The 24,134-nt window shown below is 68.3% G+C and carries 22 protein-coding genes and 1 tRNA gene; 20 read left to right on the plus strand and 3 right to left on the minus strand.

What is annotated here, in order from left to right; translation table 11 throughout:
- Positions 1-45 precede the first annotated feature (45 nt).
- Positions 46-948, minus strand: a complete 903-nt coding sequence (locus tag A4R44_RS21530; protein ID WP_161269655.1) for a TIGR03619 family F420-dependent LLM class oxidoreductase — start codon at positions 946-948, stop codon at positions 46-48.
- Positions 949-1,382: 434 nt separating this feature from the next.
- Between A4R44_RS21530 and A4R44_RS21535 the strand changes: the two genes are divergently transcribed.
- From A4R44_RS21535 to A4R44_RS21560, 6 genes are all read left to right on the plus strand, one after another.
- A tRNA-Trp gene (locus A4R44_RS21535) sits at positions 1,383-1,455 on the plus strand.
- A gap of 32 nt (positions 1,456-1,487) precedes the next feature.
- Positions 1,488-1,931 (plus strand): preprotein translocase subunit SecE, encoded by a 444-nt coding sequence (secE, locus tag A4R44_RS21540; protein ID WP_157904954.1) that lies wholly within the window; start codon positions 1,488-1,490, stop codon positions 1,929-1,931.
- A gap of 76 nt (positions 1,932-2,007) precedes the next feature.
- On the plus strand, positions 2,008-2,829 hold the full coding sequence (gene nusG / locus A4R44_RS21545; RefSeq protein ID WP_067583594.1) for a transcription termination/antitermination protein NusG: 822 nt from the start codon (positions 2,008-2,010) through the stop codon (positions 2,827-2,829).
- An 82-nt stretch (positions 2,830-2,911) separates the two neighbouring features.
- On the plus strand, positions 2,912-3,346 hold the full coding sequence (rplK, locus tag A4R44_RS21550; RefSeq protein WP_009072206.1) for a 50S ribosomal protein L11: 435 nt from the start codon (positions 2,912-2,914) through the stop codon (positions 3,344-3,346).
- 74 nt (positions 3,347-3,420) lie between these two features.
- Entirely contained in the window at positions 3,421-4,140 is a 720-nt protein-coding gene (gene rplA, locus A4R44_RS21555) for a 50S ribosomal protein L1 (RefSeq protein ID WP_037816302.1), read from the plus strand.
- 69 nt (positions 4,141-4,209) lie between these two features.
- The gene (locus tag A4R44_RS21560; RefSeq protein ID WP_067583597.1) at positions 4,210-5,019 is read left to right on the plus strand and encodes an alpha/beta fold hydrolase; all 810 of its coding nucleotides are present in this window, start codon (positions 4,210-4,212) and stop codon (positions 5,017-5,019) included.
- 4 nt (positions 5,020-5,023) lie between these two features.
- On the opposite strand, the gene A4R44_RS21565 is transcribed toward A4R44_RS21560, so the two are convergent.
- Complete coding sequence (locus A4R44_RS21565; protein WP_067583600.1) at positions 5,024-6,016, minus strand: hypothetical protein; 993 nt, start codon at positions 6,014-6,016, stop codon at positions 5,024-5,026.
- A 318-nt stretch (positions 6,017-6,334) separates the two neighbouring features.
- On the opposite strand from A4R44_RS21565, the gene rplJ reads away from it, so the two are divergent.
- From rplJ to A4R44_RS21630, 13 genes are all read left to right on the plus strand, one after another.
- Positions 6,335-6,889 (plus strand): 50S ribosomal protein L10, encoded by a 555-nt coding sequence (gene rplJ / locus A4R44_RS21570; protein ID WP_067583603.1) that lies wholly within the window; start codon positions 6,335-6,337, stop codon positions 6,887-6,889.
- A 48-nt stretch (positions 6,890-6,937) separates the two neighbouring features.
- On the plus strand, positions 6,938-7,324 hold the full coding sequence (gene rplL, locus A4R44_RS21575) for a 50S ribosomal protein L7/L12 (protein ID WP_067583609.1): 387 nt from the start codon (positions 6,938-6,940) through the stop codon (positions 7,322-7,324).
- Between the two features lie 455 nt (positions 7,325-7,779).
- Positions 7,780-8,958 (plus strand): ABC transporter ATP-binding protein, encoded by a 1,179-nt coding sequence (locus A4R44_RS21580; protein ID WP_067583612.1) that lies wholly within the window; start codon positions 7,780-7,782, stop codon positions 8,956-8,958.
- Positions 8,959-8,990: 32 nt separating this feature from the next.
- Positions 8,991-9,743, plus strand: coding sequence for an ABC transporter permease (locus A4R44_RS21585; RefSeq protein WP_051165981.1), 753 nt, complete (start codon positions 8,991-8,993; stop codon positions 9,741-9,743).
- A gap of 2 nt (positions 9,744-9,745) precedes the next feature.
- Positions 9,746-10,582, plus strand: coding sequence for an ABC transporter permease (locus A4R44_RS21590; RefSeq protein WP_037360186.1), 837 nt, complete (start codon positions 9,746-9,748; stop codon positions 10,580-10,582).
- Complete coding sequence (locus A4R44_RS21595) at positions 10,579-11,910, plus strand: MCE family protein (RefSeq protein WP_067583614.1); 1,332 nt, start codon at positions 10,579-10,581, stop codon at positions 11,908-11,910. The genes A4R44_RS21590 and A4R44_RS21595 overlap by 4 nt, the downstream gene beginning before the upstream one ends.
- Complete coding sequence (locus A4R44_RS21600) at positions 11,907-12,935, plus strand: MCE family protein (protein WP_067583617.1); 1,029 nt, start codon at positions 11,907-11,909, stop codon at positions 12,933-12,935. Before A4R44_RS21595 ends, A4R44_RS21600 begins: the two co-directional genes overlap by 4 nt.
- A complete protein-coding gene (locus A4R44_RS21605) occupies positions 12,932-13,918 on the plus strand; it encodes an MCE family protein (RefSeq protein WP_067583620.1) in 987 nt (328 codons plus the stop codon). The genes A4R44_RS21600 and A4R44_RS21605 overlap by 4 nt, the downstream gene beginning before the upstream one ends.
- A complete protein-coding gene (locus A4R44_RS21610) occupies positions 13,915-15,096 on the plus strand; it encodes an MCE family protein (protein ID WP_067583622.1) in 1,182 nt (393 codons plus the stop codon). Before A4R44_RS21605 ends, A4R44_RS21610 begins: the two co-directional genes overlap by 4 nt.
- A gap of 1 nt (position 15,097) precedes the next feature.
- Positions 15,098-16,330, plus strand: coding sequence for an MCE family protein (locus A4R44_RS21615; RefSeq protein ID WP_198545391.1), 1,233 nt, complete (start codon positions 15,098-15,100; stop codon positions 16,328-16,330).
- On the plus strand, positions 16,330-17,592 hold the full coding sequence (locus tag A4R44_RS21620) for an MCE family protein (protein ID WP_067583625.1): 1,263 nt from the start codon (positions 16,330-16,332) through the stop codon (positions 17,590-17,592). Before A4R44_RS21615 ends, A4R44_RS21620 begins: the two co-directional genes overlap by 1 nt.
- Positions 17,593-17,628: 36 nt before the next feature.
- Positions 17,629-18,237, plus strand: a complete 609-nt coding sequence (locus tag A4R44_RS21625; RefSeq protein ID WP_232791705.1) for a hypothetical protein — start codon at positions 17,629-17,631, stop codon at positions 18,235-18,237.
- Between the two features lie 26 nt (positions 18,238-18,263).
- Complete coding sequence (locus tag A4R44_RS21630; RefSeq protein ID WP_232791706.1) at positions 18,264-19,370, plus strand: hypothetical protein; 1,107 nt, start codon at positions 18,264-18,266, stop codon at positions 19,368-19,370.
- A gap of 60 nt (positions 19,371-19,430) precedes the next feature.
- Here A4R44_RS21630 and aroQ read toward each other — a convergent pair whose 3' ends face one another.
- Positions 19,431-19,877: a gamma subclass chorismate mutase AroQ gene (gene aroQ / locus A4R44_RS21635; RefSeq protein ID WP_095213523.1), complete on the minus strand. Its 447-nt coding sequence runs from the start codon at positions 19,875-19,877 to the stop codon at positions 19,431-19,433.
- 720 nt (positions 19,878-20,597) lie between these two features.
- Here aroQ and A4R44_RS21640 point away from each other — a divergent pair.
- Positions 20,598-24,101: a DNA-directed RNA polymerase subunit beta gene (locus A4R44_RS21640; protein WP_067583631.1), complete on the plus strand. Its 3,504-nt coding sequence runs from the start codon at positions 20,598-20,600 to the stop codon at positions 24,099-24,101.
- The last annotated feature ends 33 nt before the right edge of the window (positions 24,102-24,134 follow it).

Consider the following 24,134-nt stretch of genomic DNA (forward strand, 5'->3'; position numbering starts at 1 on the left):
CGTTTTACCGGTCCGGCCCCTCGCCGACGACCCGCTTACGGGTGATCACGCGAAGACAGCGGCATGCAACTCGCCCGCCAGCTCCAGCGCGTGCGGGACGGTTTCGGCCAGATAGTGCAGATCGACCAGGGCCTCGGTGATGCCGTCGGCTTCGGCGGCCTTCAGCTGAGCTGCGACGTCCTCGACGGTCGCCGTTTTCGAGCCCGGCGTCGGGTTGATCCGCAGCACCCGGCGCAGCGACTCGGGATCCCGGCCCGCCTTCTCCGCGGATTCGACGACCATCGCCCACTTCTGCCGCAGCAGCGGGATCGGGAGCCCGGCGGGCAACCAGCCGTCGGCGATCCGGCCGACGCGGCGCAGTGCCGCGTCCGACGCCCCGCCCAGCAGCACCGGCGGGCCGGGCTGCTGCAGCGGACGCAGGCCGATCAGGGAGTCCGGGATGTCCCAGCGTTCGCTCTGGTGCCCGGCCGGGTCCGCGGTCCAGAGCGTCCGCAGCACCTCGACCAGTTCGGCCAGCCGCGCGCCGCGGTGCTCCCACGGCACGCCGGCGGCGGTGTACTCGTCGCGAAGCCAGCTGAGCCCCAGTCCGACGTCGAGCCTGCCGCCGGACAGCAGGTCCAGCGAAGTCAGGGAGCGCGCCAGCAGCACCGGGGAGTAGAGCGGGCCGTTGAGGGTGCTCGACCCCAGCCGCGCGGTCTCGGTCGAATTCGCCGCGATGGTGAGCGCCAGCAGCGGATCGACGAAGCGGACGAACTCCGGCGGGTACGGCTGTTCGGGTGTACCGGACGGGTAATAGGTCTTCGGGGCGACCGGGGTCAGCACCCGGTCGCCGACCCACAGCGAAGCGAAGCCCATGCGCTCGGCTTCGGTGGCGAAGCCGGCGATGGCGGAGGGGTCGGCGAGCTTGCCGTACTGCGGCAAAGCGAGCCCAAGCCGGAATGAGGTCACCGATGCTCCTTGATCAGAGTTCCGCTTGCGAGTCAACGAAGATCATCTTCCCGTGGGCCGGTCTTGGCCGCCTGGCGGGGAAATTCGCGGGTGCGGAAGCGGTTTCGCTTGCCGTGCCAGCAATCCGGAACGGTTACGAAGCCGGGCGAGGCGGCGGTCGCCGGCGGCTTTGCGATTAATCGGATTACGGGCACGGGCTAATATTCGCACGATCAGGTGATCTTCGCCGAGGATTCCGGGGTGCTGCCCGAAGGGTCCGGAACGGCCGTCTCCGGGGTGCCGCGAGACCGCCGCGGCGCGGTCGAGGGGGCTGGGTTGCGAGGCTTCATCCGGCTTGCCGTAGACTTCGGAACTCGGAACGCACTACGGTCATCCCCGCCGGATGGTGGGGATGATGGAATGCGTCCTCCGGAGCCAGGGTGACCGGGCTCCACAGGGGTGTAGCTCAATTGGCAGAGCAGCGGTCTCCAAAACCGCAGGTTGCAGGTTCAAGTCCTGTCACCCCTGCGTACGGGAACTGGTGGAGCGGAGGAGTGGTCGTGAGCGACAGCGACGCCAGCGGCGAGCACGAGCAGGACGATTCGGGCAAGCAGTCCGGAGTCGAATCCCGCCCGGTGTCCGCCGCGGCTCGGCGCGAACGCCGCGCTTCCGCTCGGCCGGCAGGCAAGTCCGAGGCACGGCCGGGCTCGACCCGTCCGTCCGGCAAGGCGGGCGACAAGGTCGCGAAGCCCGCCGACGCCAAGGGCGCGCCTACCCCCAAACGGGACCGGAAGGCCAAGAAGGCCTCGGTGTTCGCCCGGTTCACGCGGTTCATCCGCGAGGTCTGGGCCGAGCTCCGCAAGGTCATCTGGCCCAACCGCAAGCAGATGGTCACCTACACCGCGGTCGTGCTGGTGTTCGTGGTGTTCATGGTGGCCCTCGTGAGCGGCCTCGATCTCGGCTTNCTCGGCTTCAAGGAGCTGGTCGGGCTGGTCTTCGGCTGACGCCCGCAACGGGCGCGCCACCGCGCTGGCCGGGCCCCGGTCCGGCCCGGCAAGCGATCAACTGAGAGGACGGAACGTGACCTCCGACAACGGCACCGAAGCCGGTCGCGACCTGACCGAGCTTTCCGACGAGCAGGTGCAGACGGCACCCGGCGACGAGGAGTCCGCCGACGCCGTCGAGGTGCCCGTCGCCGAGGACGAGGTCGTCGCCGAAGAAGCCTCCGCCGACGACAGCGACGCGGACGACGCCGACGTGACCGAGCCCGCCCCCGAGGCGGACGACCCGGTCGCCGCGCTGCGCGCCGAGCTCAAGGCCGCGCCGGGCGAGTGGTACGTCGTGCACTCGTACGCCGGTTACGAGAACAAGGTCAAGACCAACCTCGAGACGCGTACCCAGACCCTGGACGTCGAGGACTACATCTTCCAGATCGAGGTTCCGACCGAAGAGGTCACCGAGATCAAGAACGGCCAGCGCAAGCAGGTGCAGCGCAAGGTGCTGCCCGGCTACATCCTGGTCCGGATGGACCTCAACGACCAGTCGTGGAGCGCGGTCCGCAACACCCCGGGCGTCACCGGGTTCGTCGGAGCCACCTCGCGGCCGTCGCCGCTGACCGTGGACGAGGTGCTGAAGTTCCTCGCCCCGCAGGTCGAGAAGGAAGCCCCGGCCAAGGCGGCCAAGGGCGGCGAGTCCGCCGCCGCCGCGCCGTCCGGTGCGCCCGCCGTCGAGGTCGACTTCGAGGTCGGCGAGTCGGTTACCGTCATGGACGGCCCGTTCGCCACGCTGCCCGCCACGATCTCCGAGGTCAACGTCGACGGGCAGAAGCTGAAGGTCCTGGTGTCGATCTTCGGCCGGGAGACCCCGGTCGAGCTCTCGTTCAGCCAGGTCTCCAAGATCTGACGGCCGGGCCATCCCGGTCGGCAGTCCCCGCGTACTGGCAGGTGTGCGGGGGACTCACGTCAGTTAAGAAGGACACAAGGTAATGCCACCCAAGAAGAAGAAGCTTGCGGCGATCATCAAGCTGCAGATCAAGGCGGGTGCGGCCAACCCCGCGCCGCCGGTCGGCCCGGCGCTGGGTCAGCACGGCGTCAACATCATGGAGTTCTGCAAGGCCTACAACGCCGCGACCGAGTCGCAGCGCGGGGACGTCGTCCCGGTCGAGATCTCCGTGTACGAGGACCGGTCGTTCGACTTCAAGCTGAAGACGCCGCCGGCCGCCAAGCTGCTGCTCAAGGCCGCGGGCGTGGAGAAGGGCTCCGGCGAGCCGCACAAGACCAAGGTCGCCAAGGTCACCTGGGACCAGGTCCGCGAGATCGCGAAGACCAAGGAGACCGACCTCAACGCGCACGACATCGACCAGGCCGCGAAGATCATCGCCGGCACCGCCCGTTCGATGGGCATCACGGTCGAAGGCTGACCTTTCACCGCAATCCGTGGGAGAGCCGGGTGCGGCTCGCCACCACACTGATCCATTGATTTGAGGACAGAAGCATGACCAAGCACAGCAAGGCCTACCGCCAGGCCGCGGAGCTGATCGACAAGGCGCGGCTGTACGCGCCGCTCGAGGCCGTGAAGCTGGCGAAGGAGACCTCCAAGACGAAGATGGACGCGACCGTCGAGGTCGCGATGCGTCTCGGGGTCGACCCGCGCAAGGCCGACCAGATGGTCCGCGGCACCGTGAACCTGCCGCACGGCACCGGTAAGACCGCCCGCGTCATCGTTTTCGCCGTCGGCGACAAGGCCGCTGAGGCCGAGGCCGCCGGCGCGGACGCGGTCGGCACCGACGAACTGATCGAGCGCATCCAGGGTGGCTGGCTCGACTTCGACGCCGCGATCGCGACGCCGGACCAGATGGCCAAGGTGGGCCGCATCGCCCGCATCCTCGGCCCGCGCGGCCTCATGCCGAACCCGAAGACCGGCACGGTGACCCCCGCGGTCGAGAAGGCCGTGAAGGACATCAAGGGCGGCAAGATCAACTTCCGCGTCGACAAGCAGGCGAACCTGCACCTGGTGATCGGCAAGGCGTCGTTCGACACCGAGAAGCTGGTGGAGAACTACGCGGCCGCGCTGGACGAGATCCTGCGCGCCAAGCCGTCGTCGGCGAAGGGCCGCTACGTCAAGAAGATCACCTTCACCACGACGATGGGCCCGGGCATCCCGGTCGACCCGGCGCGGACCCGCAACCTCCTCTCCGAGGAAGCGGCGGTCTGAGTCGCACATCACGCGAAAGGGTGGTCACGCAACGTGGGTGACCACCCTTTTTTCGTGTCTCATGGACATATGCCAACGACGTTCCTCGCCCCCGACGGGCTCCAGCTGAGCTACACCGTTTGGGAGGGCGACGGACGGCACCGGCGGCCCGTCGTGCTGCACCACGGTTTCGCCGCCGATTCCCAGGTGAACTGGGTCAACCCCGGAGTCGTGGACGCGCTGGTCAAGGCCGGGTTCACGGTGATCGCACCGGACGCGCGCGGCCACGGCGCGTCGGAGAAACCGCACGACCCGGCGGCCTACGGCGAGGACATCATGGCCGCGGACCTGACCGCGCTGTTCGACGAACTCGGCCTGGACGAGGTGTGCCTGGCGGGCTACTCGATGGGCGCGATCGTCTCGCTGCTGGTGGCTACGAGTGACCCGCGAGTCCGCTGCCTCGCGGTCGGCGGCGTCGGCGCGGGAATCGTGGATTTCGGCGGGGTGGACGCCCGGGTGATCAACCGGACTCAGATCGCGGAGGGCCTGCTGGCCGAAGACCGGTCCCAGGTGCCCTCGGCGGTGCGCCCGTTCCGCCGGCTGGCCCGCCGCGCGGGCGCGGACGTCGAAGCGCTGGCCGCGGTCATGCACGCGACCCCGCACGGCCCGATGCGGCTGACGAACCTGTCGGCGGCGACGCTGATCCTGGCCGGGGAGTCGGACGAACTGGCGACTCAGCCGGAACGCCTCGCCGCGGGGATCGCGGGCGCGCGGCTGATGCGGGTACCGGGGAACCACATGGAAGCGGTGGCACACCCGGCTTTCGCGGCGGCGTTGGTGGACTTCTTCGCGTACTCGGACACGGGGGAGACCCGGTTGCCGATCAGTTCGCCTGCCTGACGGGTCAGCCCGGGGTGGAGGTCGCCGTGGGCGGAGGGCACTTCTCGGGTCCGGACGAGTGACCGGTGATCAGCCACTGGCCTTTGTCCACTTTGGTCACCTCGAACACGCCTAGCGCCGGACCGCCGCTCACGTTGAACGAGCAGGAATCGATCTTCACCACCGGCGGCGGAGTCGGACCGGAGACGTAGGACGGGAGCGATTCGGCGTAGTCGTTCACGTTCTTCACTTGCGCGTGGAGCTGTTCGACCGCGATCTTGCAATCCGGCTGGCCGGTGGTGTCCTTGGCGAACTTGTCCTGGATATCCTCACGGAATCGCCCGCAGGCGTCGGCGACCCGGCCCTGGGCGATGTTGTGGTAGACGAACCGCACCGCCTCGTTCGGATTGGTCGAGAAGATGTGGTTCGTGTGGTAGGTCCCGCCGCCCTCAGCGGCGATCTGGGCTGAGCTTTTGCCGTCGTCGCTGGGAAAGATCTGGTGATACCCCCAGTTGACCAGGATGCCGAGGATGACCAGTGCGATCACCCAGCCAAGGATTTTCCCGCCGAGCCGCTTGACCCAGCGCGGCACCGGGCGGCGGTTGCGCGGCGGTTGCTCGTACTCGGTCAGCGCGCCCGGCTGGTTCGGCGGGGCGGGCGGCTGCCCGCCGGCGAGTGGTTGCGGCTGGCGGTTGCCGGCCGGGACCAGGCCCGGGTCGGGCGCCGGAGCCGGTTCGGCGCCCCGCTGGGACTGGGTGAACCGCAGATACTCCTGGAATCGCTGGAATTCCTGGAACTGCCGCAGCTGCTCCGGATCCAGCTGCGGCTCGGCTGATCCGCTCGGCTGCGGGAGATTCGGCGCGGCCGGTTGGGGCGGGTTCGCCGACGGCGGGGCGGGAGTTCGCGGCGCGACCTCGTCCCTGCCGGGCTGCGGCAGTGCGGGCGGTTGCGCCGAGGATCCACCCGAACCGGGAGAGGGGGTTTCTTCCGGCTTTCCGTGATCACGCTGTTCCGCCACGTCACCAATGATGCCCGCTCCGCCGGGATTTCCCGAGACTGCCCCGGTTCTCGCAGCTCAGCAAGGGGGTGCCCGCTAAGGCCGCGGAGCCCTCCCGTATGCTGGTCGACGGTTCTACCAAAGACCGCTGGTTCTCTCCGGATTCCCGGGGAGCGAAGGTTCGCCCGCAACGGCGACGGCCCGCGCAGGAGGAACGAGGCCCTAACCCAGTCTTCATGGCTGGGCAACGCCCCGCGTCTGACTGCGCGTGGGCGTTTTTTCGTTCGGGGGCGCCTCCGCCGAAGCCAGTGGTGACACTAGCCAAGAGAGGAGGCGACCATGGCGAAGCCCGACAAGGTGGCGGCCGTCGCCGAGATCGCGGAGAGCTTCCGCAGCAGCTCGGCCACCGTCGTTACCGAGTACACCGGCCTCTCCGTGACTCAGCTGTCCCAGCTGCGCCGCGCTCTCGGCACCAGTGCCAAGTACCGGGTCGCGAAGAACACCCTCGTCAAGCGTGCCGCTGAGGACGCCGGCCTTGAGGGGATCGAGGACCTGTTCGTCGGCCCGACCGCGATCGCTTTTGTGCACGGCGAGGCAGTCGACGCCGCGAAGGCGCTTCGCGACTTCGCGAAGGACAACAACGCGCTTGTCATCAAGGGCGGCTACATGGACGGCAAGTCGCTGTCCGTGGACGAGATCACCAAGATCGCCGATCTCGACAGCCGCGAGGTGCTGCTCTCCAAGGCGGCGGGCGCGTTCAAGGCGAAGCTTTCCCAGGCCGCCGCGCTGTTCCAGGCGCCGGCGTCCCAGGTTGCCCGCCTGGCTGCCGCGCTGGAGGAGAAGCAGCGCAACGCCACCGGTACCGAAGCAGCCGAAGCACCCGCCGAGAGCTGAACCACCCCACCCCGAACGTCTCGTTCGTTTTTCTGAGAGGAAGCCATCATGGCGAAGCTGAGCACCGCCGAGCTGATCGACGCCTTCAAGGAGCTGACCCTTCTTGAGCTGTCCGAGTTCGTGAAGGAGTTCGAGGACACCTTCGACGTCACCGCCGCCGCCCCGGCCGCCGTCGTGGCCGCCGCCCCGGGTGCCGCGCCCGCCGAGGCCGCCGCGGAGCAGGACGAGTTCGACGTCGTCCTCGACTCGGCAGGCGACAAGAAGATCCAGGTCATCAAGGTCGTCCGCGAGGTCGTCTCCGGTCTGGGCCTGAAGGAGGCCAAGGAGCTGGTCGAGGCCGCTCCGAAGGCGCTCCTGGAGAAGGTCGACAAGGAGGCCGCCGACGCCGCCAAGGAGAAGCTCGAGGCCGCCGGCGCCAAGATCACCATCAAGTGATCCCGGGCGCGCAAGCGCCTGCCGCACCACCTCGAAAGGGGCGGACACCCGACACGGGTGCCCGCCCCTTTCGCTGTTCGGACAAAAAGCGCACAGTCGCCGAGCCGGACCCGCGGCACCCTCGTTCAGGCGAACACACTGTTCGCCCGACGGCCCCGAGTCACCCGCTGTTGGCCGCGTTTCCGCCGGTTAACCCGTCAGGGTGAGCGACGGTCGGCCATCTGAATCTGCGCCCGAACGTGACGTGCACTACCGTGCTGCCAGCGGTCGCCGTACTGGATCCCCGTCGCGTGAGGTGTGCACGGGGGCTGGCCAGCGAACAAAACTGGTGAGTAACCTGTTCGCGCTCAGCTCGTTGCACCTGGTTGAAGCGGAGTTCGCCGCGCGAGCTCCGCCGCTGCCAGCGGTGACGGGGCGGCGGTGCGCGACGACGCGGAACAGCTCCTGGAGGTGCGATGGGTGCCGAGGTGGTCATCGAAGGTCTGACGAAGTCCTTCGGAAAGCAGACCATCTGGCGGGACGTGACGCTGACCCTGCCTCCCGGCGAGGTCTCGGCGATGCTCGGCCCGTCCGGAACCGGCAAGTCCGTGTTCCTGAAGTCGATGATCGGCCTGCTCAAGCCGGATCGCGGACGGTGCGTCATCAACGGCGTCGACATCGTCACCTGCTCCGAGCACAAGCTGTACGAGATCCGGAAGCTTTTCGGCGTCCTCTTCCAGGACGGCGCGCTGTTCGGCTCGATGAACCTCTTCGACAACGTGGCCTTCCCGCTGCGGGAGCACACGAAGAAGTCCGAGACCGAGATCCGCCGGATCGTGCTGGAGAAGCTTGAGATCACCGGTCTCGCCGGCGCGGACAAGAAGCTCCCCGGCGAGATCTCCGGCGGTATGCGCAAGCGCGCCGGCCTCGCCCGCGCCCTCGTGCTGGACCCGGAGATCATCCTGGTCGACGAGCCGGACTCCGGTCTCGACCCGGTCCGCACGACCTACATCTCGCAGCTCTTCCTCGACGTCAACGCCCAGATCGACGCGACGTTCCTCATTGTGTCGCACAACATCAACCTCGCCCGCACGGTGCCGGACAACCTCGGCATGCTCTTCCGCAAGGAACTCGTCATGTTCGGCCCGCGCGAGGTGCTGCTGACCAGCGAAGAGCCGGTGGTCGAGCAGTTCCTCAACGGCCGCAAGCTCGGCCCGATCGGCATGTCCGAGGAAAAGGACAGCGCCCAGATGGCCCGCGAGCAGGCGGAGGCCGAGGCGGGCCACGGCGACGTGCTCAACGAGGACGTGCGTGGCGTCGTGCCGCAGATGCAGGTCAGCCCGGGCGTTCCGGAGCGGGCCGGGGCGAAGCGGCGGATGGACCGGGTCATGCGGATCCTGCACACGCTCCCGGCGAACGCGCAGGAGGGGATCATCGAATCCCTGACGCCGGAGCAGCAGCGCCACTACAACGTGCGGCCGCACGCGAGCGCCCCCCGCCAGCCCGGCCCCGAGGACACCCAGCAGCTGCCGCCGGTCACGTCACCGGGTCCGGTGCCCAACCAGCACCAGGGACAGCTTCCCGCCGACCAGGTCGCGCGCATTCCCGGTGCCGCGGACCGCCGGTCGCCCCGGCACGGGCAGGGTGGCGCGTGAGCACCACCTCGGCCAAGATCCCCGGCTACGGAATGCTGCGGGAGACCGGGAACCTGTTCGCGCTCGGCCTCGACATCATCCGCGGCATCTTCCAGCGCCCGTTCCAGTTCCGCGAGTTCATCCAGCAGGCCTGGTTCGTCGCGAGCGTGACGATCCTGCCGACCGCGCTCGTCGCGATCCCGTTCGGCGCGGTCATCTCGCTGCAGTTCGGCGCGCTCGCCCGCCAGCTCGGCGCGCAGTCCTACACCGGTGCTGGTTCGGTGCTGGCGACCGTGCAGCAGGCCAGTCCGCTGGTCACCGCGCTGCTGGTGGCCGGCGCGGGCGGCAGCGCTGTCTGTGCTGACATCGGCGCGCGGACCATCCGCGAGGAGATCGACGCGATGGAGGTGCTGGGCGTCTCCGCGGTCCAGCGCCTGATCGTGCCCCGCACGCTCGCCATGATGCTCGTCGCGCTCCTGCTCAACGGCATGGTCAGCGTCATCGGCGTGCTCGGCGGCTACTTCTTCAACGTCGTGCTCCAGGGCGGCACCCCGGGCGCGTATCTGTCCAGCTTCTCCGCGCTCGCGCAGCTGCCCGACCTCTGGGTCGGTGAGATCAAGGCGCTGATCTTCGGCTTCATCGCCGCGGTCGTGGCGGCCTATCGCGGCCTGCACCCGAGCGGCGGCCCGAAGGGCGTCGGCGACGCGGTGAACCAGTCGGTGGTCATCACGTTCCTGCTGCTGTTCGTCGTGAACTTCGTGATCACGCTGATCTACCTGCAGCTCGTGCCCGGAAAGCTGGACTGACCATGACGTTCCTCTCGGGGGCGAAGCGGATCGCCAACCGCCCGCTGGAGACCCTGGACACGCTCGGCGACCAGATGTCGTTCTACGGCCGGGCTCTGCTGTGGACGCCGCGCACGCTGCGCCGCTACACCAAGGAAGTGCTGCGGCTGCTGGCCGAGGTGAGCTTCGGTTCCGGCTCGCTCGCGGTCATCGGCGGCACGGTCGGCGTGATGGTCGGCCTGACGCTGTTCACCGGTGTCCTCGTCGGCCTCCAGGGCTACTCGGCGCTGAACTCGATCGGCACCTCGGCCTTCACCGGCTTCCTCACCGCGTTCTTCAACACCCGCGAGATCGCGCCGCTGGTCGCCGGGCTGGCGCTGTCGGCGACGGTCGGCGCGGGCTTCACCGCGCAGCTCGGGGCGATGCGGATCTCCGAGGAGATCGACGCGCTCGAAGTGATGGGCGTGCCGAGCCTTCCGTACCTGGTGACCACGCGGATCATCGCCGGGTTCGTGGCGGTGATCCCGCTGTACGTGATCGGCCTGCTGAGCTCGTACCTCGCCTCGCGGCTGGTCGTTATCTATATCTACGGACAATCCGCGGGTACCTACGATCATTACTTCGACCTGTTCCTACCACCGCAAGACGTGCTCTATTCGTTCATCAAAGTGCTGATCTTCAGCGTTTTGATCATTCTTTCGCACTGCTACTTCGGGTACCGGGCCAGCGGCGGGCCCGCCGGGGTGGGCGTGGCCGTCGGCCGCGCGGTGCGGCTTTCCATCGTCACGGTTTCGGTCGTGAACTTCTTCATCGGTTTCGCGATCTGGGGAACCGACGTCACGGTGAGGATTGCGGGATGACCACACTACGGCGCAGGTTGCTCGGCCTGCTGCTGGTGGCGGTGCTCGTCGGCGGGATCGCGCTCAGCATCGCGATGTATGACAAGGCGTTCAGCAAGTTCGTCACGGTGAAGCTCGACGCGGGCAGCATCGGCAACCAATTGCTGAAGCAGTCGGACGTGAAGGTCCGCGGTTTGATCGTCGGTTCGGTGGAGGACATCAAGGCCACCGGGAACGGCGCGGAACTGACGCTGGCGATGGACCCGGAGTCGGTGAAGCTGATTCCGCAGAACGTGTCCGCGCGATTCCTGCCGAAGACGTTGTTCGGCGAACGCTATGTGTCGCTGGAGATTCCGAAGGACCCGTCGGCCAAGACGCTTTCCCAGGGCGACGTGATCACCCAGGACCGCACGTCGAGCGCGGTCGAGCTGGAGCAGGCGCTGGAGCACCTCATGCCGGTGCTGCAGGCGGTTCAGCCGCAGAAGCTGTCCAGCACGCTCACCGCGATCTCGACCGCGCTGCAGGGCCGCGGCAAACCGCTCGGCGAAACGCTCTCGCAGCTCGGCCAGTACATCGGCGACCTGAACCCGCACGAGCCGGAACTGCAGCACAACCTGCAGGCGCTCGCGGAGTTCTCCGGTCACCTGAGCAACGCGACGCCGGATCTGGTGCAGAGCCTGGACAACCTGAGCACGACCACCCGCACCGTGGTCGCCGAGCAGGCGAACCTGTCGAGCCTCTACGGCAACCTCACCACCGCGTCGCAGGACCTGCAGTCGTTCCTCGAAGCGAACTCGCAGAACCTGATCAGTCTCGCCAGCACCGCGCGGCCGACCGCTGAGCTGCTCGCCAAGTACTCGCCGGAATACCCGTGCGTGCTCGGCCAGATGGCGAAGATCGTCCCCACGGTCGACAAGGCGCTGGGCAAGGGCACCGGCAAGCCCGGTCTGAACGCCACTCTGGAGATCGTGGTGAACCGCGGGCCGTACAAGCCGGGCGAGGAGCCGCGGTTCGAGGACAAGCGCGGCCCGCGCTGCTATGACCTCAACCCGCTGCCGGACCCCTTCCCGCAGCAGCCGCCGGACGGCCCGTTCAAGGACGGCACCAAACAGGGCCCGGCTCCGAAGACCGTGGGCGAGGGCCTGAACCCGGCCAACTTCAAGGCGGACGCGGCGGGGATCAACGGCGGCGGCGCCTCGGGCGGCAACCCGGTCAACACCGCGGCCGAGAACAACTTCCTCGCCGCGCTGGTCAGCCCGGAGATGGGGATTTCGCAAAACCAGTTCCCGGGCTGGGGCTCGCTGCTCGTCGGCCCGCTCTACCGGGGCACGGAGGTGACGGTCAAGTGAGGGGACTCGCCGCACCGCTGATCAAGCTGACGATCTTCGTGGTCATCACGGTGCTGTTCACGACCGTGCTGGGCATCAGCATCGCGAACATCAACACCACCAGCACCAGCGCATACTCCGCGCGGTTCACCGATGCCACGCTCCTGCTGCCGAACGACGACGTGCGCATCGCCGGCGTCCGGGTCGGCCAGGTCAAGGACGTGAAGATCGTCGACAAGCGCCAGGCGCAGGTGGACTTCGAGGTCGACGCCGGGCGCAAGCTGCCGGCCGGCGTCACCGCGCAGATCAAGTTCCGCAACCTGGTCGGCCAGCGCTACGTCTCGCTCGGCGAGGGCGACGACACCAGCGGCGCGACGCTCAAGCCGGGCGACACCATCCCGCTCGAACGCACCACGCCCGCGCTGGACCTGACCGAGCTGTTCAACGGCTTCAAGCCGCTGTTCACCGCGCTGAACCCGGCCGACGTGAACAAGCTGTCGTACGAGGTCATCCAGGTACTCCAAGGCGAGGGCGGCACGGTGGAAAGCCTGCTGTCGCACACCGCGTCGCTGGCCACCACGATCGCCAACAAGGACCAGGTGATCGGCGAGGTCATCGACAACCTCAACTCGGTGCTCGACACGGTCAACCAGCACACCCCGCAGCTCAACGACCTGATCGTGAAGCTGCAGCAGCTGGTCTCCGGCCTCGCCGCGGACCGCAAGCCGATCGGTGACGCGATCGAGGGGCTGGGCAACCTGGCCACCACGACCGCCGGTCTGCTCACCGACGCGCGGGCCCCGCTGAAGGACGACATCGCCGCGCTGGGCAAGCTCACCACGAACCTGAACCAGAACGAGCCGCTCGTCGAGCACTTCATCCAGTTCATGCCGAAGAAGGTCAGCGCGCTCACCCGCACCGCCGACTACGGCTCGTGGTTCAACTTCTACGCGTGCGAGATGACGGGGACGGTCGGCGCGCCGCCACTGCTGCCGAACACGGACTTCACGCTCTTGCCGACGAACCGGGACAGGTGCAAGGGATGAAGTCCTTCCAGAAACGCAACCCGATCCCGATCGCACTGGTCGGCATCGCGGTGATGGCGCTCGGCCTCGTCGCCGCGATGAACTCCGAGGACCTGCCGGTGATCGGCGGCGGCACCACCTACAGCGCGGACTTCTCCGAAGCGGCCGGGCTGCAGAAGGACAACGACGTGCGGATCGCGGGCGTGAAGGTCGGCAAGGTGTCCGACATCAAGCTGGACGGCGCGTCGGTGAAGGTGTCGTTCAAGGTCAAGGACGCCTGGATGGGCGACAAGACCACGGCGGCGATCAAGATCAAGACGCTGCTCGGCCAGAAGTACCTCGCGCTCGACCCGCAGGGCAACGGCAACCTCGACCCCGGCTCGCCGATCCCGCGCGACCGCACGATGTCGCCCTACGACGTGCTCGACGCCTTCCGCGGCCTGTCGCAGACGGTCGACGCGATCGACACGAACCAGCTGTCGAAGAGCTTCGAGGCGATCACCCAGACGTTCTCGAACACTCCGCAGGATGTGAAGGGCGCGCTGTCGGGGCTTTCGAAGCTGTCGGACACGATCGCCAAGCGCGATTCGCAGCTGGCGAACCTGCTGGCCAACACGCGCCAGGTGTCGCAGACCCTGGTCGACCGCGACGCCGAGGTGCAGAAGCTGATCACCGACGGCAACCAGCTGCTCGACGAGATCGGCAAGCGCGAGCAGGCGATCAAGACGCTGCTCGACGGGTCGAAGCAGCTGTCGGCGCAGCTGCAGGGCCTGATCGACGACAACGACGGCCAGCTGAACCCGGTGCTCACCCAGCTCGACCAGCTCACGTCGATGCTGCAGCGCAACCAGGACTCGCTGGCGCAGGGAATCCAGAAGTTCGCGCCGTTCATCCGGGTCTTCAACAACACGATCGGCACCGGGCACTGGTTCGACAACTACATCTGCGGCCTGGTGCTTCCTTCGGTCGGCCCGCTCAATCCGGAGGGGTGCAACTCCAAATGACCGACACCCGCTTCGGCCAGTCGCTCATGCGCGGCATGACGATCGCGATCGTGCTCGCGCTCGTGGTCGCGGGCGCGCTCTGGTGGACTCTCAAGGACGCCGGTCGCACCCACCTGACCGCGTACTTCTCCGGTGCCGTCGGCCTTTACGAGGGCAACAGCGTCCGGATGCTCGGCGTGGACATGGGCACGGTGACCAAGGTCCAGCCGATGGGCAACCAGGTCCGGGTCGACCTCGAATACGACCGCTCGGTCGCGGTGCCCGCCGACGCGAAGGCGGTCATCGTGTCGCCGTCGCTGGTGAGCGACCGTTACGTCCAGCTGGCCCCGGCCTACACCGGCGGCCCGCGGATCTCCGACGGCGCGACGATCGGCCTCGACCGCACCGAGGTGCCGCTGGAGGTCGACCAGCTCGCCGCCAGCCTGGCGAAGGTCAGCGAGACGCTGGGACCGAACGGGGCCAACAAGAACGGCTCGCTCTCGGACCTGCTGAACACCGCGGCGAACAACCTCGACGGCAACGGCAAGGCGCTGCACGACACGATCACCAAGCTCGGGCAGGCGTCCGGCACGCTGGCGGGCAACAAGGACGACCTCTTCCAGACGGTGCAGAACCTCGGCAAGTTCTCCCAGTCGCTGGCCAACAGCGACGGCCAGGTGCGCCAGTTCGAGAGCCAGCTCGCCGACGTGAGCGGATTCCTCGCCGGGGAGAAGGACAATCTCGCCCAGACCGTGCAGCAGCTCGGCACCACGCTGCAGTCGGTGCAGGGCTTCATCGAACGCAACCGCGGCCGGTTGAAGTCCAATGTGGACAAACTGGCCAGCGTGACCAAGGTGCTGGTGGACCAGCGCAGCTCGCTCGCCGAGATCCTCGACGTCGCGCCGGTCGCACTGTCCAACATCGTCGGCGTCTACAACGGCTCGTCCGGCACGCTCGACGCGCGGCCGAACCTCAACGAGCTGACCCAGCCGCCGCTGGTGATGGTGTGCAGCCTGCTCAAGCAGACCTCGGTGACCAAGCAGCTGCTCGGCAACGCCTGCGACGGCATCGCCAAGGTGGTCGACGGCACGATTCCGCTGCCGTCCACCGCGCAGGTCCTCCAGGCGTTGCAGAACGGCCAGCTGCCGCCGCTGCCGCTCCCGCTGCAGGGCCAGGTCTACGGGACGCAGGGGAGCTGACGTGAAGCGACTGACGAAGTTCGCCGCGGGCGGGGTGCTCACCACGGTGACCGCGCTCGTGCTGAGCGGCTGCGCGTTCAACGGCGTCTACGACGTCCCGCTGCCCGGCGGGGCCGACCTCGGCAGCCACCCGTACACGGTGAAGATCCAGTTCAAGGACGTGCTCGACCTCGTCCCGCAGTCCGGGGTGAAGGTCAACGAGGTGCCGGTCGGGCAGGTCAAAGCGATCGGGCTGACGCCGGACGGCTGGCACGCCGAGGTGACCGTCGAGGTCAACGGCGACGTCAAGCTGCCCGCCAACGCGATGGCCAACGTGAAGCAGTCGAGCCTGCTCGGCGAGAAGTACGTCGAGCTGGCCTCGCCGGGCGGCACCGAGGCGACCGGGCAGCTGGCGAACGGGGCGACCATCCCGCTCGCGCGCACCGGCCGCGACGTCCAGGTCGAAGAGGTGCTCGGCGCGCTGTCTCTGCTGCTCAACGGCGGCGGCGTGGAGCAGCTCAACACGATCACCAAGGAACTCAACAACGCCACGGCCGGCCGCGAGCCGGACATCAAGGCGCTGCTGGCCAACGCGAACGAGCTGGTCACCAACCTCGACAACCAGTCGGCCAACATCACCCGCGCGCTCGACGGCCTCAACCGGCTGTCCATGACGCTGCGGGACCAGAAGGACAAGCTGGTCGGCGCGGTCGACAACCTCGGGCCCGGGCTCGGCGTGCTGGAGCAGCAGCGCGGCCAGCTGGTGACCATGCTGAACGCGCTCAACAACCTCTCCGGCGTCGCGACCGACACGGTCAACAAGAGCAAGGCGGACCTGGTCGCCGACCTCAAGGCGCTCACGCCGACGCTGCAGAAGCTCGGCGAGGCGGGCAGCGACCTGCCGAAGGCACTGGAGATCCTGCTGACCTATCCGTTCACCGACCAGGCCTACAACGACGTCAAGGGCGACTACTTCAACCTGTTCGCCAAGGTCGACCTGAACCTCAAGGACGTCGTCGACAACCTCGGCCGCAGCAGGCAGAACGCGCTGAACGGGCTCATCCCCGCGCCAGGACTGACCGGCGGCGTCGAGGGCACGCCGGCGAACCAGCCGCCGCCGCTGTCGTTCCCGGGCAGCCAGCCCGCGCAGCAACAGCAGCAGGCTCCGTCCTCGACCGGCGGCCAGGGCGGCGGACAGCCGGCGCAGAGCGGGCTGTCCGGCCTGTTCGGGGTGCTTTCCGGAGGTGCTGGCTGATGTTGCTGCGCAGGACGAAACTCCAGCTGGTGGCCTTCGCGATCATTTCGATCGTGGCCATCGTGTACGCGCTGATCCGCTTCGCCGGCCTCGGCACAGTGTTCGGCAGCAGCGGGTACACGGTGAAGCTGCAGCTCAACGAATCCGGCGGGATCTTCACCAACGCCGAGGTGACCTACCGCGGCTTCAACGTCGGCCGGGTCGGGCAGCTGCGGCTGACCCAGACCGGGCTCGAAGCCGACCTGAACATCGACCCGTCGGCCCCGCGCGTGCCCTCCGATCTGGACGTGGTCGTCGCCAACCGGTCCGCGGTCGGCGAGCAGTACGTGGACCTGCGGCCGAAGAACGACCAGGGTCCCTACCTCGCGGGCGGTTCGGTCATCCCGGCCGCGCGCACGACCACGCCGGTCAGCACCGACCGGCTGCTCGGCGACCTCGACTCGCTGTCGGCCTCGGTGCCGACCGATGCGCTGCGGAAGGTCGTCGACGAGTCCTATGACGCGTTCCGCGGCACCGGCGGCGACCTGCAGCAGCTGCTCGACACCGCGCGCAGCTTCACCACCACCGCCCAGCAGTACCTGCCGCAGACCGTGCAGCTGCTGCAAGCCGGCGGCAAGGTGCTGGACACGCAGAACGACGAGGCGTCGAACTTCGCGTCCTTCTCCAAGAGCCTCAACCAGCTCAGCGGGACGCTCAAGAACTCCGACGGCGACCTGCGCAAGCTGATCAGCGTCACCCCGCAGGTGGCGACCCAGATCAGCCAGGTGCTCAAGGAGACCGGGCCCGGCCTCGGCGCGCTGACCGCGAACCTGCTGACGACGGCCAACCTGACCGTGACCCGGCTGGACGGCCTCGAACAGGGCCTGGTGACCTATCCGGCACTGGCGGCCGCCGCGCCGTCGGTGGCCCCCGGCGACGGGACCGCGCACCTCGGCCTGGTGCTGAACCTGTTCAACCCGCCGTCGTGCACGAAGGGCTACCTGCCCTACAGCCAGTACCGTCCGGGTTCGGACACCTCGGCCCGGCCCGCGGACGACAAGGCCTACTGTGCCGAGCCGAAGGGGAGCCCGATCAACGTCCGGGGTTCCCAGAACGCGCCCTACAACGGCGTGCCGGTGCAGCCGTCGCAGCAGGACATCGCGGCCAACCAGAACCGGCCCGCGCAGGAGCTGCAGGAGATGCGCGACGCTCAGGTGCCGGGCGTCGTCGGCAGCCCCGGGGTGTCCCTGAACAGCATGGGCTCGCTGCTGGGACTCGGCTGACCGGGATTTGATGACTGTTACCTACTCTGGAGTGTTATGAGTGCCGAGCGCGCGGTCGCCGAGGAAGAGGTGACCGCAGATACGCCCGAACCGGCAACGGCGGTGGCGGCGAAGGAAAAGTGGACGCTTCCCGGATCGCCGCGCGTCTGGCTGTTCGGGTCCGGGGCGTTCGCTCTCGCCGCGCTGGTGGTGGCGATCGTGTTCGGGATCATGTGGCTGGTCGCGGAGATGGACGGAGACCGGGGTCTCGCTTCGGCGCGCGACGACGTGCTCAAGGACGGCACCGCCGCGGTGCTGGCCTACACCCAGGTCGACTATCAGCACCTCGACGACTACTTCGCCAAGCAGAAGGACGTCTCCAGCGACGACATGGCCAAGCAGATCCAGCAGGCCCAGCCGAACTACTCGAAGGCGCTGACCGACCAGAAGGTCAAGGTCACCACCACGATCCAGGACATCGCGGTCGAGGAGCTCAACGACCACGACGGCAAGGCCAGCTTCCTGGCCGCGATCAGCACGGACACCTCGGCGGGCGGGAAGAACGCCACCAAGGCGCTGCGGCTCGAGGTCCAGATGACCCGGGTCGAGGGCAAGTGGAAGCTGTCCGGGATCGACCAAGTGCCGCTCGTCGCCGCCGGCAAGTAGCTTCACCCGCAGATCGGAGTTCCGCAGTGCCCCCCTCCCGTCGCCAGCCACCGCGCAGCAGCAGCACGCCACCGGCCCGCAGGCCGAAGGTCGCCGGGCTGCGCAAGCCGTCGGACCCGGCGGCACCGGCGGCCTCGCCCAAGCCGCGCCCCCGGCCGCGGCCGCTCCCCGACGCGGATCCGGCCGAGGTGACCCAGGAGCTGCGGATTCCCCGCGGCGGGCTGGTGCGCCCGGCCGAGGCCGAGCCGGTCGAGACCGAGCCGGTCGAGACCGAGCCTGCCGAGGCCGAGCCTGCCGAGGCCGAGGTCGCGGAGACCGCGGTCGAGGAAGACACCGTCGCCGACCCCGAAGCCGAGGTCTCCGGGGTAACCAAGGAAGCCCCGGCCGAAGAGGTCGACGCGCTCACCGGCGAGACCGTCGAGGACGAGAAACCGGCCCGGCCGAGCCCGCGGCGCAAGAAGCGGGACACCGGCTCGGAGAAGCCCTCGGACGTCGAGGAAGCCGAGAACAAGGCCCGGGCGGACGAGGAGGCTGAGGTACCGGCGCAGCGGTCCGTGGTCAGCCGCAACACCGTGCGGGTCGCGCTGCTGCTGGTGGTCGGGCTGGCCCTGGTCGCCGCGGCGGTCATCTTCCAGGTCAAGGGCTCGGACGCGGCCGATTCGACGAGCAACCGCGCGGTGCTCGACGTGGCGAAGACCGCGCAGGTCAAGGACCAGGTCTCGAAGTCGATCGAGACGCTGTTCTCCTACGACTTCAACAACATCAAGAAGACCGAGGACGCGGCCAACCAGCTGCTCGCCACCGACCAGGTCAAGACGAGCTACAACGCGCTGATGGGCCAGGTCAAGAAGCTCGCGCCGGAGCAGAAGGTGGTCGTGACCTGCAAGGTCACCCGCAGTGCGGTGATCCGGCTGAACGGCGACCTCGCCAGGGTGATGCTGTTCATCGACCAGACGTCGACGCGCGCGGACACCAAGCAGACCGCCGCCGGCACGGCGCAGATGCACGTGGACGCCCAGTTGCAGGGCAACACGTGGAAGATCACCGACATGGACACGTACAAGGCCGCCGGTGCGCCTGCGCCGTCCGCGCCCGCGTCTTCCGCGCCCGCGTCGGCTCCGCCGTCGAAGTAAGCGTCTTCAGCAGATGTCACGGCCCGCTCCCGGAAGCTCCGGGGGCGGGCCGTGGTCGTGTCAGCAGGTGCCCCGCTGGGTCAGGGACCGGAAGGCCGTCCGGAGCGGCTCCTTCAGCTCGTCCGGGCTTTCCGGCGGCCCCATGGCCGCCGAGCCGCTCACGGTGAGCCGGTCCAGCAGAGCGACCGTGAGACCGTCCAGTTCGGCCCGGAGCACGGACAGGTCAGGACCGCCCTCGGGCAGGTCGCCGGGATGCGCGGTCCAGTGCGCGAAGAGCCGGCGCTGGACCTGTTTGCTCGCCAGGATCTGATCGGAGAGGAACCTGGCGGCGAGGTCCGGGTCGAGGCCGATTTCGCGGGCGAGCGTCCGTACGCGGGCCAGCTCCCGCTGCTCGCGGACCGGATCGTCGACCGGCCGCCCGGCCTCGAACTTCGCGGCGGCGACCTGCTCGCTGATCGCCAGCCTGCGCAGGACCAGTTCGGGAAGCGACGCGTCGGGTCCGGGCATCGTGCGCACCTCCGGGAGTTCGGCCCCGCCCAGTTGATCACCGGGACGCACCCGTTGCCAACCGCCGATTCCGGCGCGCGCAACCCCTGTCCGGGGGACCCGGAATCCGGGGCCGAGCTGCCCGAAGTTCCCCTGTTCCGACCACGGTGCCCCGCGCGCGACCGCTCGCGGATTGTGATCCATCCCGCGCCCGCCGCGCCGATGCGGAAACCACCGCCGAAACCGCGTTCCGGCCGCTCACCTGCACCGCTGTCCGGCCGACCTGCGCGGTGATCCCGGGGTACCCGGCGGTAACCGGGACGGCGGGCGGATCGGTCACCCTGCGCTGTCCGGGTTCGACGCTGCGCCAACCGGCGGGAGAGCCGCGCGGCATCTTGACTCCAAAGCCGCGTGGGTTCACGCTTACTGCCAACGGTCACGGCCGGGGAACGCGAACCTTGCGGGAGGGGCGCGAAAACCCGGGCGAACCGGGAGCCGGAAGGACGCAGTGAGGCTCAGGGAGACGCACTGCCCCAAGGTGACGCGATGCAGGCTGGGCCCCGTCGGGAGCGCCCCCTGGACAGACCGCGCCATCGGGGCTAGACTGCTTCTTTGCGCTGCCCTCTTTCAGGCTGCCCGGAGCCGGTAGTTAGGATAGTGGGCACACGGCACCCCTGACAGTCCGCGACAGCTGTTGCCATCGCGGCTGCTCACCGCTCATTGTCCCCGGAAGGACGCATCTTGGCAGTCTCTCCCGCGAACCAGGCCACTGCTGCGACCACCTCGGCTGAATCCCGCGCGCAGGCCACGGGAATCCCCGGAGCGCCCAAGCGGGTCTCCTTCGCGAAGATCCGCGAGCCACTCTCCACCCCCAACCTGCTTGACGTCCAGATCCAGTCGTTCCAGTGGTTCACCGGCAACGAGGCGTGGTTCGAGCGCCGCGTCAACGAAGGCGAAGAAAACCCGGTCGGCGGCCTGGAAGAGGTCCTCAACGAGATCTCGCCGATCGAGGACTTCTCGGGCTCGATGTCCCTCTCCTTCTCCGCTCCGCGCTTCGACGAGGTCAAGGCCTCGATCGAGGAGTGCAAGGACAAGGACATGACGTACGCGGCCCCGCTGTTCGTCACCGCCGAGTTCGTCAACAACAACACTGGCGAGATCAAGAGCCAGACGGTCTTCCTGGGCGACTTCCCGGTGATGACCGACAAGGGCACCTTCATCATCAACGGGACCGAGCGGGTCGTCGTGTCCCAGCTGGTGCGTTCTCCGGGTGTGTACTTCGACAGCAGTGTCGACAAGACGACCGACAAGGACGTCTTCAGCGTGCGCGTGATCCCGAGCCGCGGCGCGTGGCTCGAGTTCGACGTGGACAAGCGCGACACCGTCGGCGTCCGCATCGACCGCAAGCGCCGCCAGCCGGTCACCGTGCTGCTGAAGGCGCTGGGCTGGTCCACCGAGGCGATCCGCGAGCGCTTCTCGTTCTCCGAGACGCTGCTGGCCACCCTTGAGAAGGACCACACCGCGGGCACCGACGAGGCGCTGCTCGACATCTACCGCAAGCTGCGCCCGGGCGAACCGCCCACGAAGGAGAGCGCGCAGACGCTGCTGGAGAACCTGTTCTTCAAGCCGAAGCGCTACGACCTGGCCAAGGTCGGCCGCTACAAGGTCAACAAGAAGCTGGGCCTCGACACCCCGTACGAGACCGGCACGCTGACCGAAGAGGACATCGTCTCGGCCATCGAGTACCTGGTCCGGCTGCACGCCGGCGAGGACAAGATGACCAGCTCCGCCGGCGTCGAGGTGCCGGTCGAGACCGACGACATCGACCACTTCGGCAACCGCCGCCTGCGCACGGTCGGCGAGCTGATCCAGAACCAGATCCGGGTCGGCCTCTCCCGCACCGAGCGCGTCGTGCGCGAGCGCATGACCACCCAGGACGTCGAGGCGATCACTCCGCAGACCCTGATCAACATCCGCCCGATCGGCGCGGCGATCAAGGAGTTCTTCGGCACCTCGCAGCTGTCGCAGTTCATGGACCAGAACAACCCGCTGTCGGGCCTGACGCACAAGCGTCGCCTTTCGGCGCTGGGCCCGGGCGGTCTGTCCCGTGAGCGCGCCGGCATGGAGGTCCGCGACGTCCACCCGTCGCACTACGGCCGGATGTGCCCGATCGAGACGCCGGAAGGCCCGAACATCGGCCTGATCGGCTCGCTGTGCTCCTACGCGCGGGTCAACCCGTTCGGCTTCATCGAGACGCCCTACCGCAAGGTCGTCGAGGGCCAGGTCACCGACCAGGTCGACTACCTGACCGCGGACGAGGAGGACCGTTACGTCAAGGCGCAGGCCAACGCGCCGCTGACCGACGACAGCCACTTCGTCGAGGCCAAGGTCCTCGGCCGCCGCAAGGGCGGCGAGGTCGAGCTGATCGACCCGCTCGAGATCGACTACATGGACGTGTCGCCGCGGCAGATGGTCTCCGTCGCCACCGCGATGATCCCGTTCCTGGAGCACGACGACGCGAACCGCGCGCTGATGGGCGCGAACATGCAGCGGCAGGCTGTTCCGCTGCTGCGCAACCAGGCCCCGTACGTGGGCACCGGCGTGGAGCTGCGCGCCGCGGTCGACGCCGGGGACGTCCTGGTCGCCGAGCAGGCAGGCGTGGTCGAGGAGCTGTCCGCGGACATCATCACGATCATGCACGACGACGGCACGCGCAAGAGCTACGGACTGTACAAGTTCCGCCGCTCCAACCACGGCACGTGCTTCAACCACCGGCCGATCGTCAACGAGGGCGACCGGGTCGAGCAGGGCCAGGTCATCGCCGACGGCCCGTCCACCGAGAACGGTGAGATGGCGCTCGGCAAGAACCTCCTCGTCGCGGTCATGCCGTGGGAGGGGCACAACTACGAGGACGCGATCATCCTCTCCGAGCGCCTGGTGCAGGACGACGTGCTGACGTCGATCCACATCGAGGAGCACGAGATCGACGCCCGCGACACCAAGCTGGGCGCCGAGGAGATCACCCGGGACATCCCGAACGTCTCCGAGGAGGTGCTGGCCGACCTCGACGAGCGCGGCATCATCCGGATCGGTGCCGAGGTCCGCGACGGCGACATCCTGGTCGGCAAGGTCACGCCGAAGGGCGAGACCGAGCTGACCCCGGAGGAGCGCCTGCTCCGCGCGATCTTCGGCGAGAAGGCGCGCGAGGTCCGCGACACCTCGCTGAAGGTGCCGCACGGCGAGACCGGCAAGGTCATCGGCATCCGGGTGTTCTCCCGCGAGGACGACGACGAGCTGCCCCCGGGCGTCAACGAGCTGGTCCGCGTCTACGTGGCCCAGAAGCGCAAGATCCAGCCGGGCGACAAGCTCGCCGGCCGGCACGGCAACAAGGGTGTCATCGGCAAGATCCTGCCGGTCGAGGACATGCCGTTCATGGAGGACGGCACCCCGGTCGACATCATCCTGAACACCCACGGTGTGCCGCGACGGATGAACATCGGCCAGATCCTCGAACTGCACCTCGGCTGGCTGGCCTCGCAGGGCTGGACGATCGAGGGCGACCCGGACTGGGCGAAGAACCTGTCGCAGGAGCTCTACGATGTCGCGCCGAACACGAACACCGCGACCCCGGTGTTCGACGGTGCGAAGGAGGAGGAGCTCACCGGTCTGCTGGGTGCGACCAAGCCGAACCGCGACGGCGAGCGCATGGTCAAGGAGAACGGCAAGGCCACGCTGTTCGACGGCCGCTCCGGCGAGCCGTACCCGTACCCGGTGTCGGTCGGCTACATGTACATCCTGAAGCTGCACCACCTGGTCGACGACAAGATCCACGCCCGCTCCACCGGCCCGTACTCGATGATCACCCAGCAGCCGCTGGGCGGTAAGGCGCAGTTCGGCGGCCAGCGCTTCGGCGAGATGGAGTGCTGGGCGATGCAGGCCTACGGCGCGGCTTACACGCTGCAGGAACTGCTCACGATCAAGTCGGACGACGTGGTCGGCCGCGTCAAGGTGTACGAGGCGATCGTGAAGGGGGAGAACATCCCCGAGCCGGGCATCCCGGAGTCGTTCAAGGTGCTCCTCAAGGAGCTCCAGTCGCTGTGCCTCAACGTCGAGGTGCTCTCCAGCGACGGCGCGGCGATCGAGATGCGCGACTCCGACGACGAGGACCTCGAGCGCGCAGCGGCGAACCTCGGCATCAACCTGTCCCGCAACGAGTCGCCCTCGGTGGACGACGTCGTGCACTAAGTCCGGAGCGAGCGGGGACCTGCCTCCCGTGGG

Origin of the sequence: Amycolatopsis sp. M39 (genome assembly GCF_001651785.1) — a bacterium.
Taxonomy (GTDB): domain Bacteria; phylum Actinomycetota; class Actinomycetes; order Mycobacteriales; family Pseudonocardiaceae; genus Amycolatopsis; species Amycolatopsis rubida.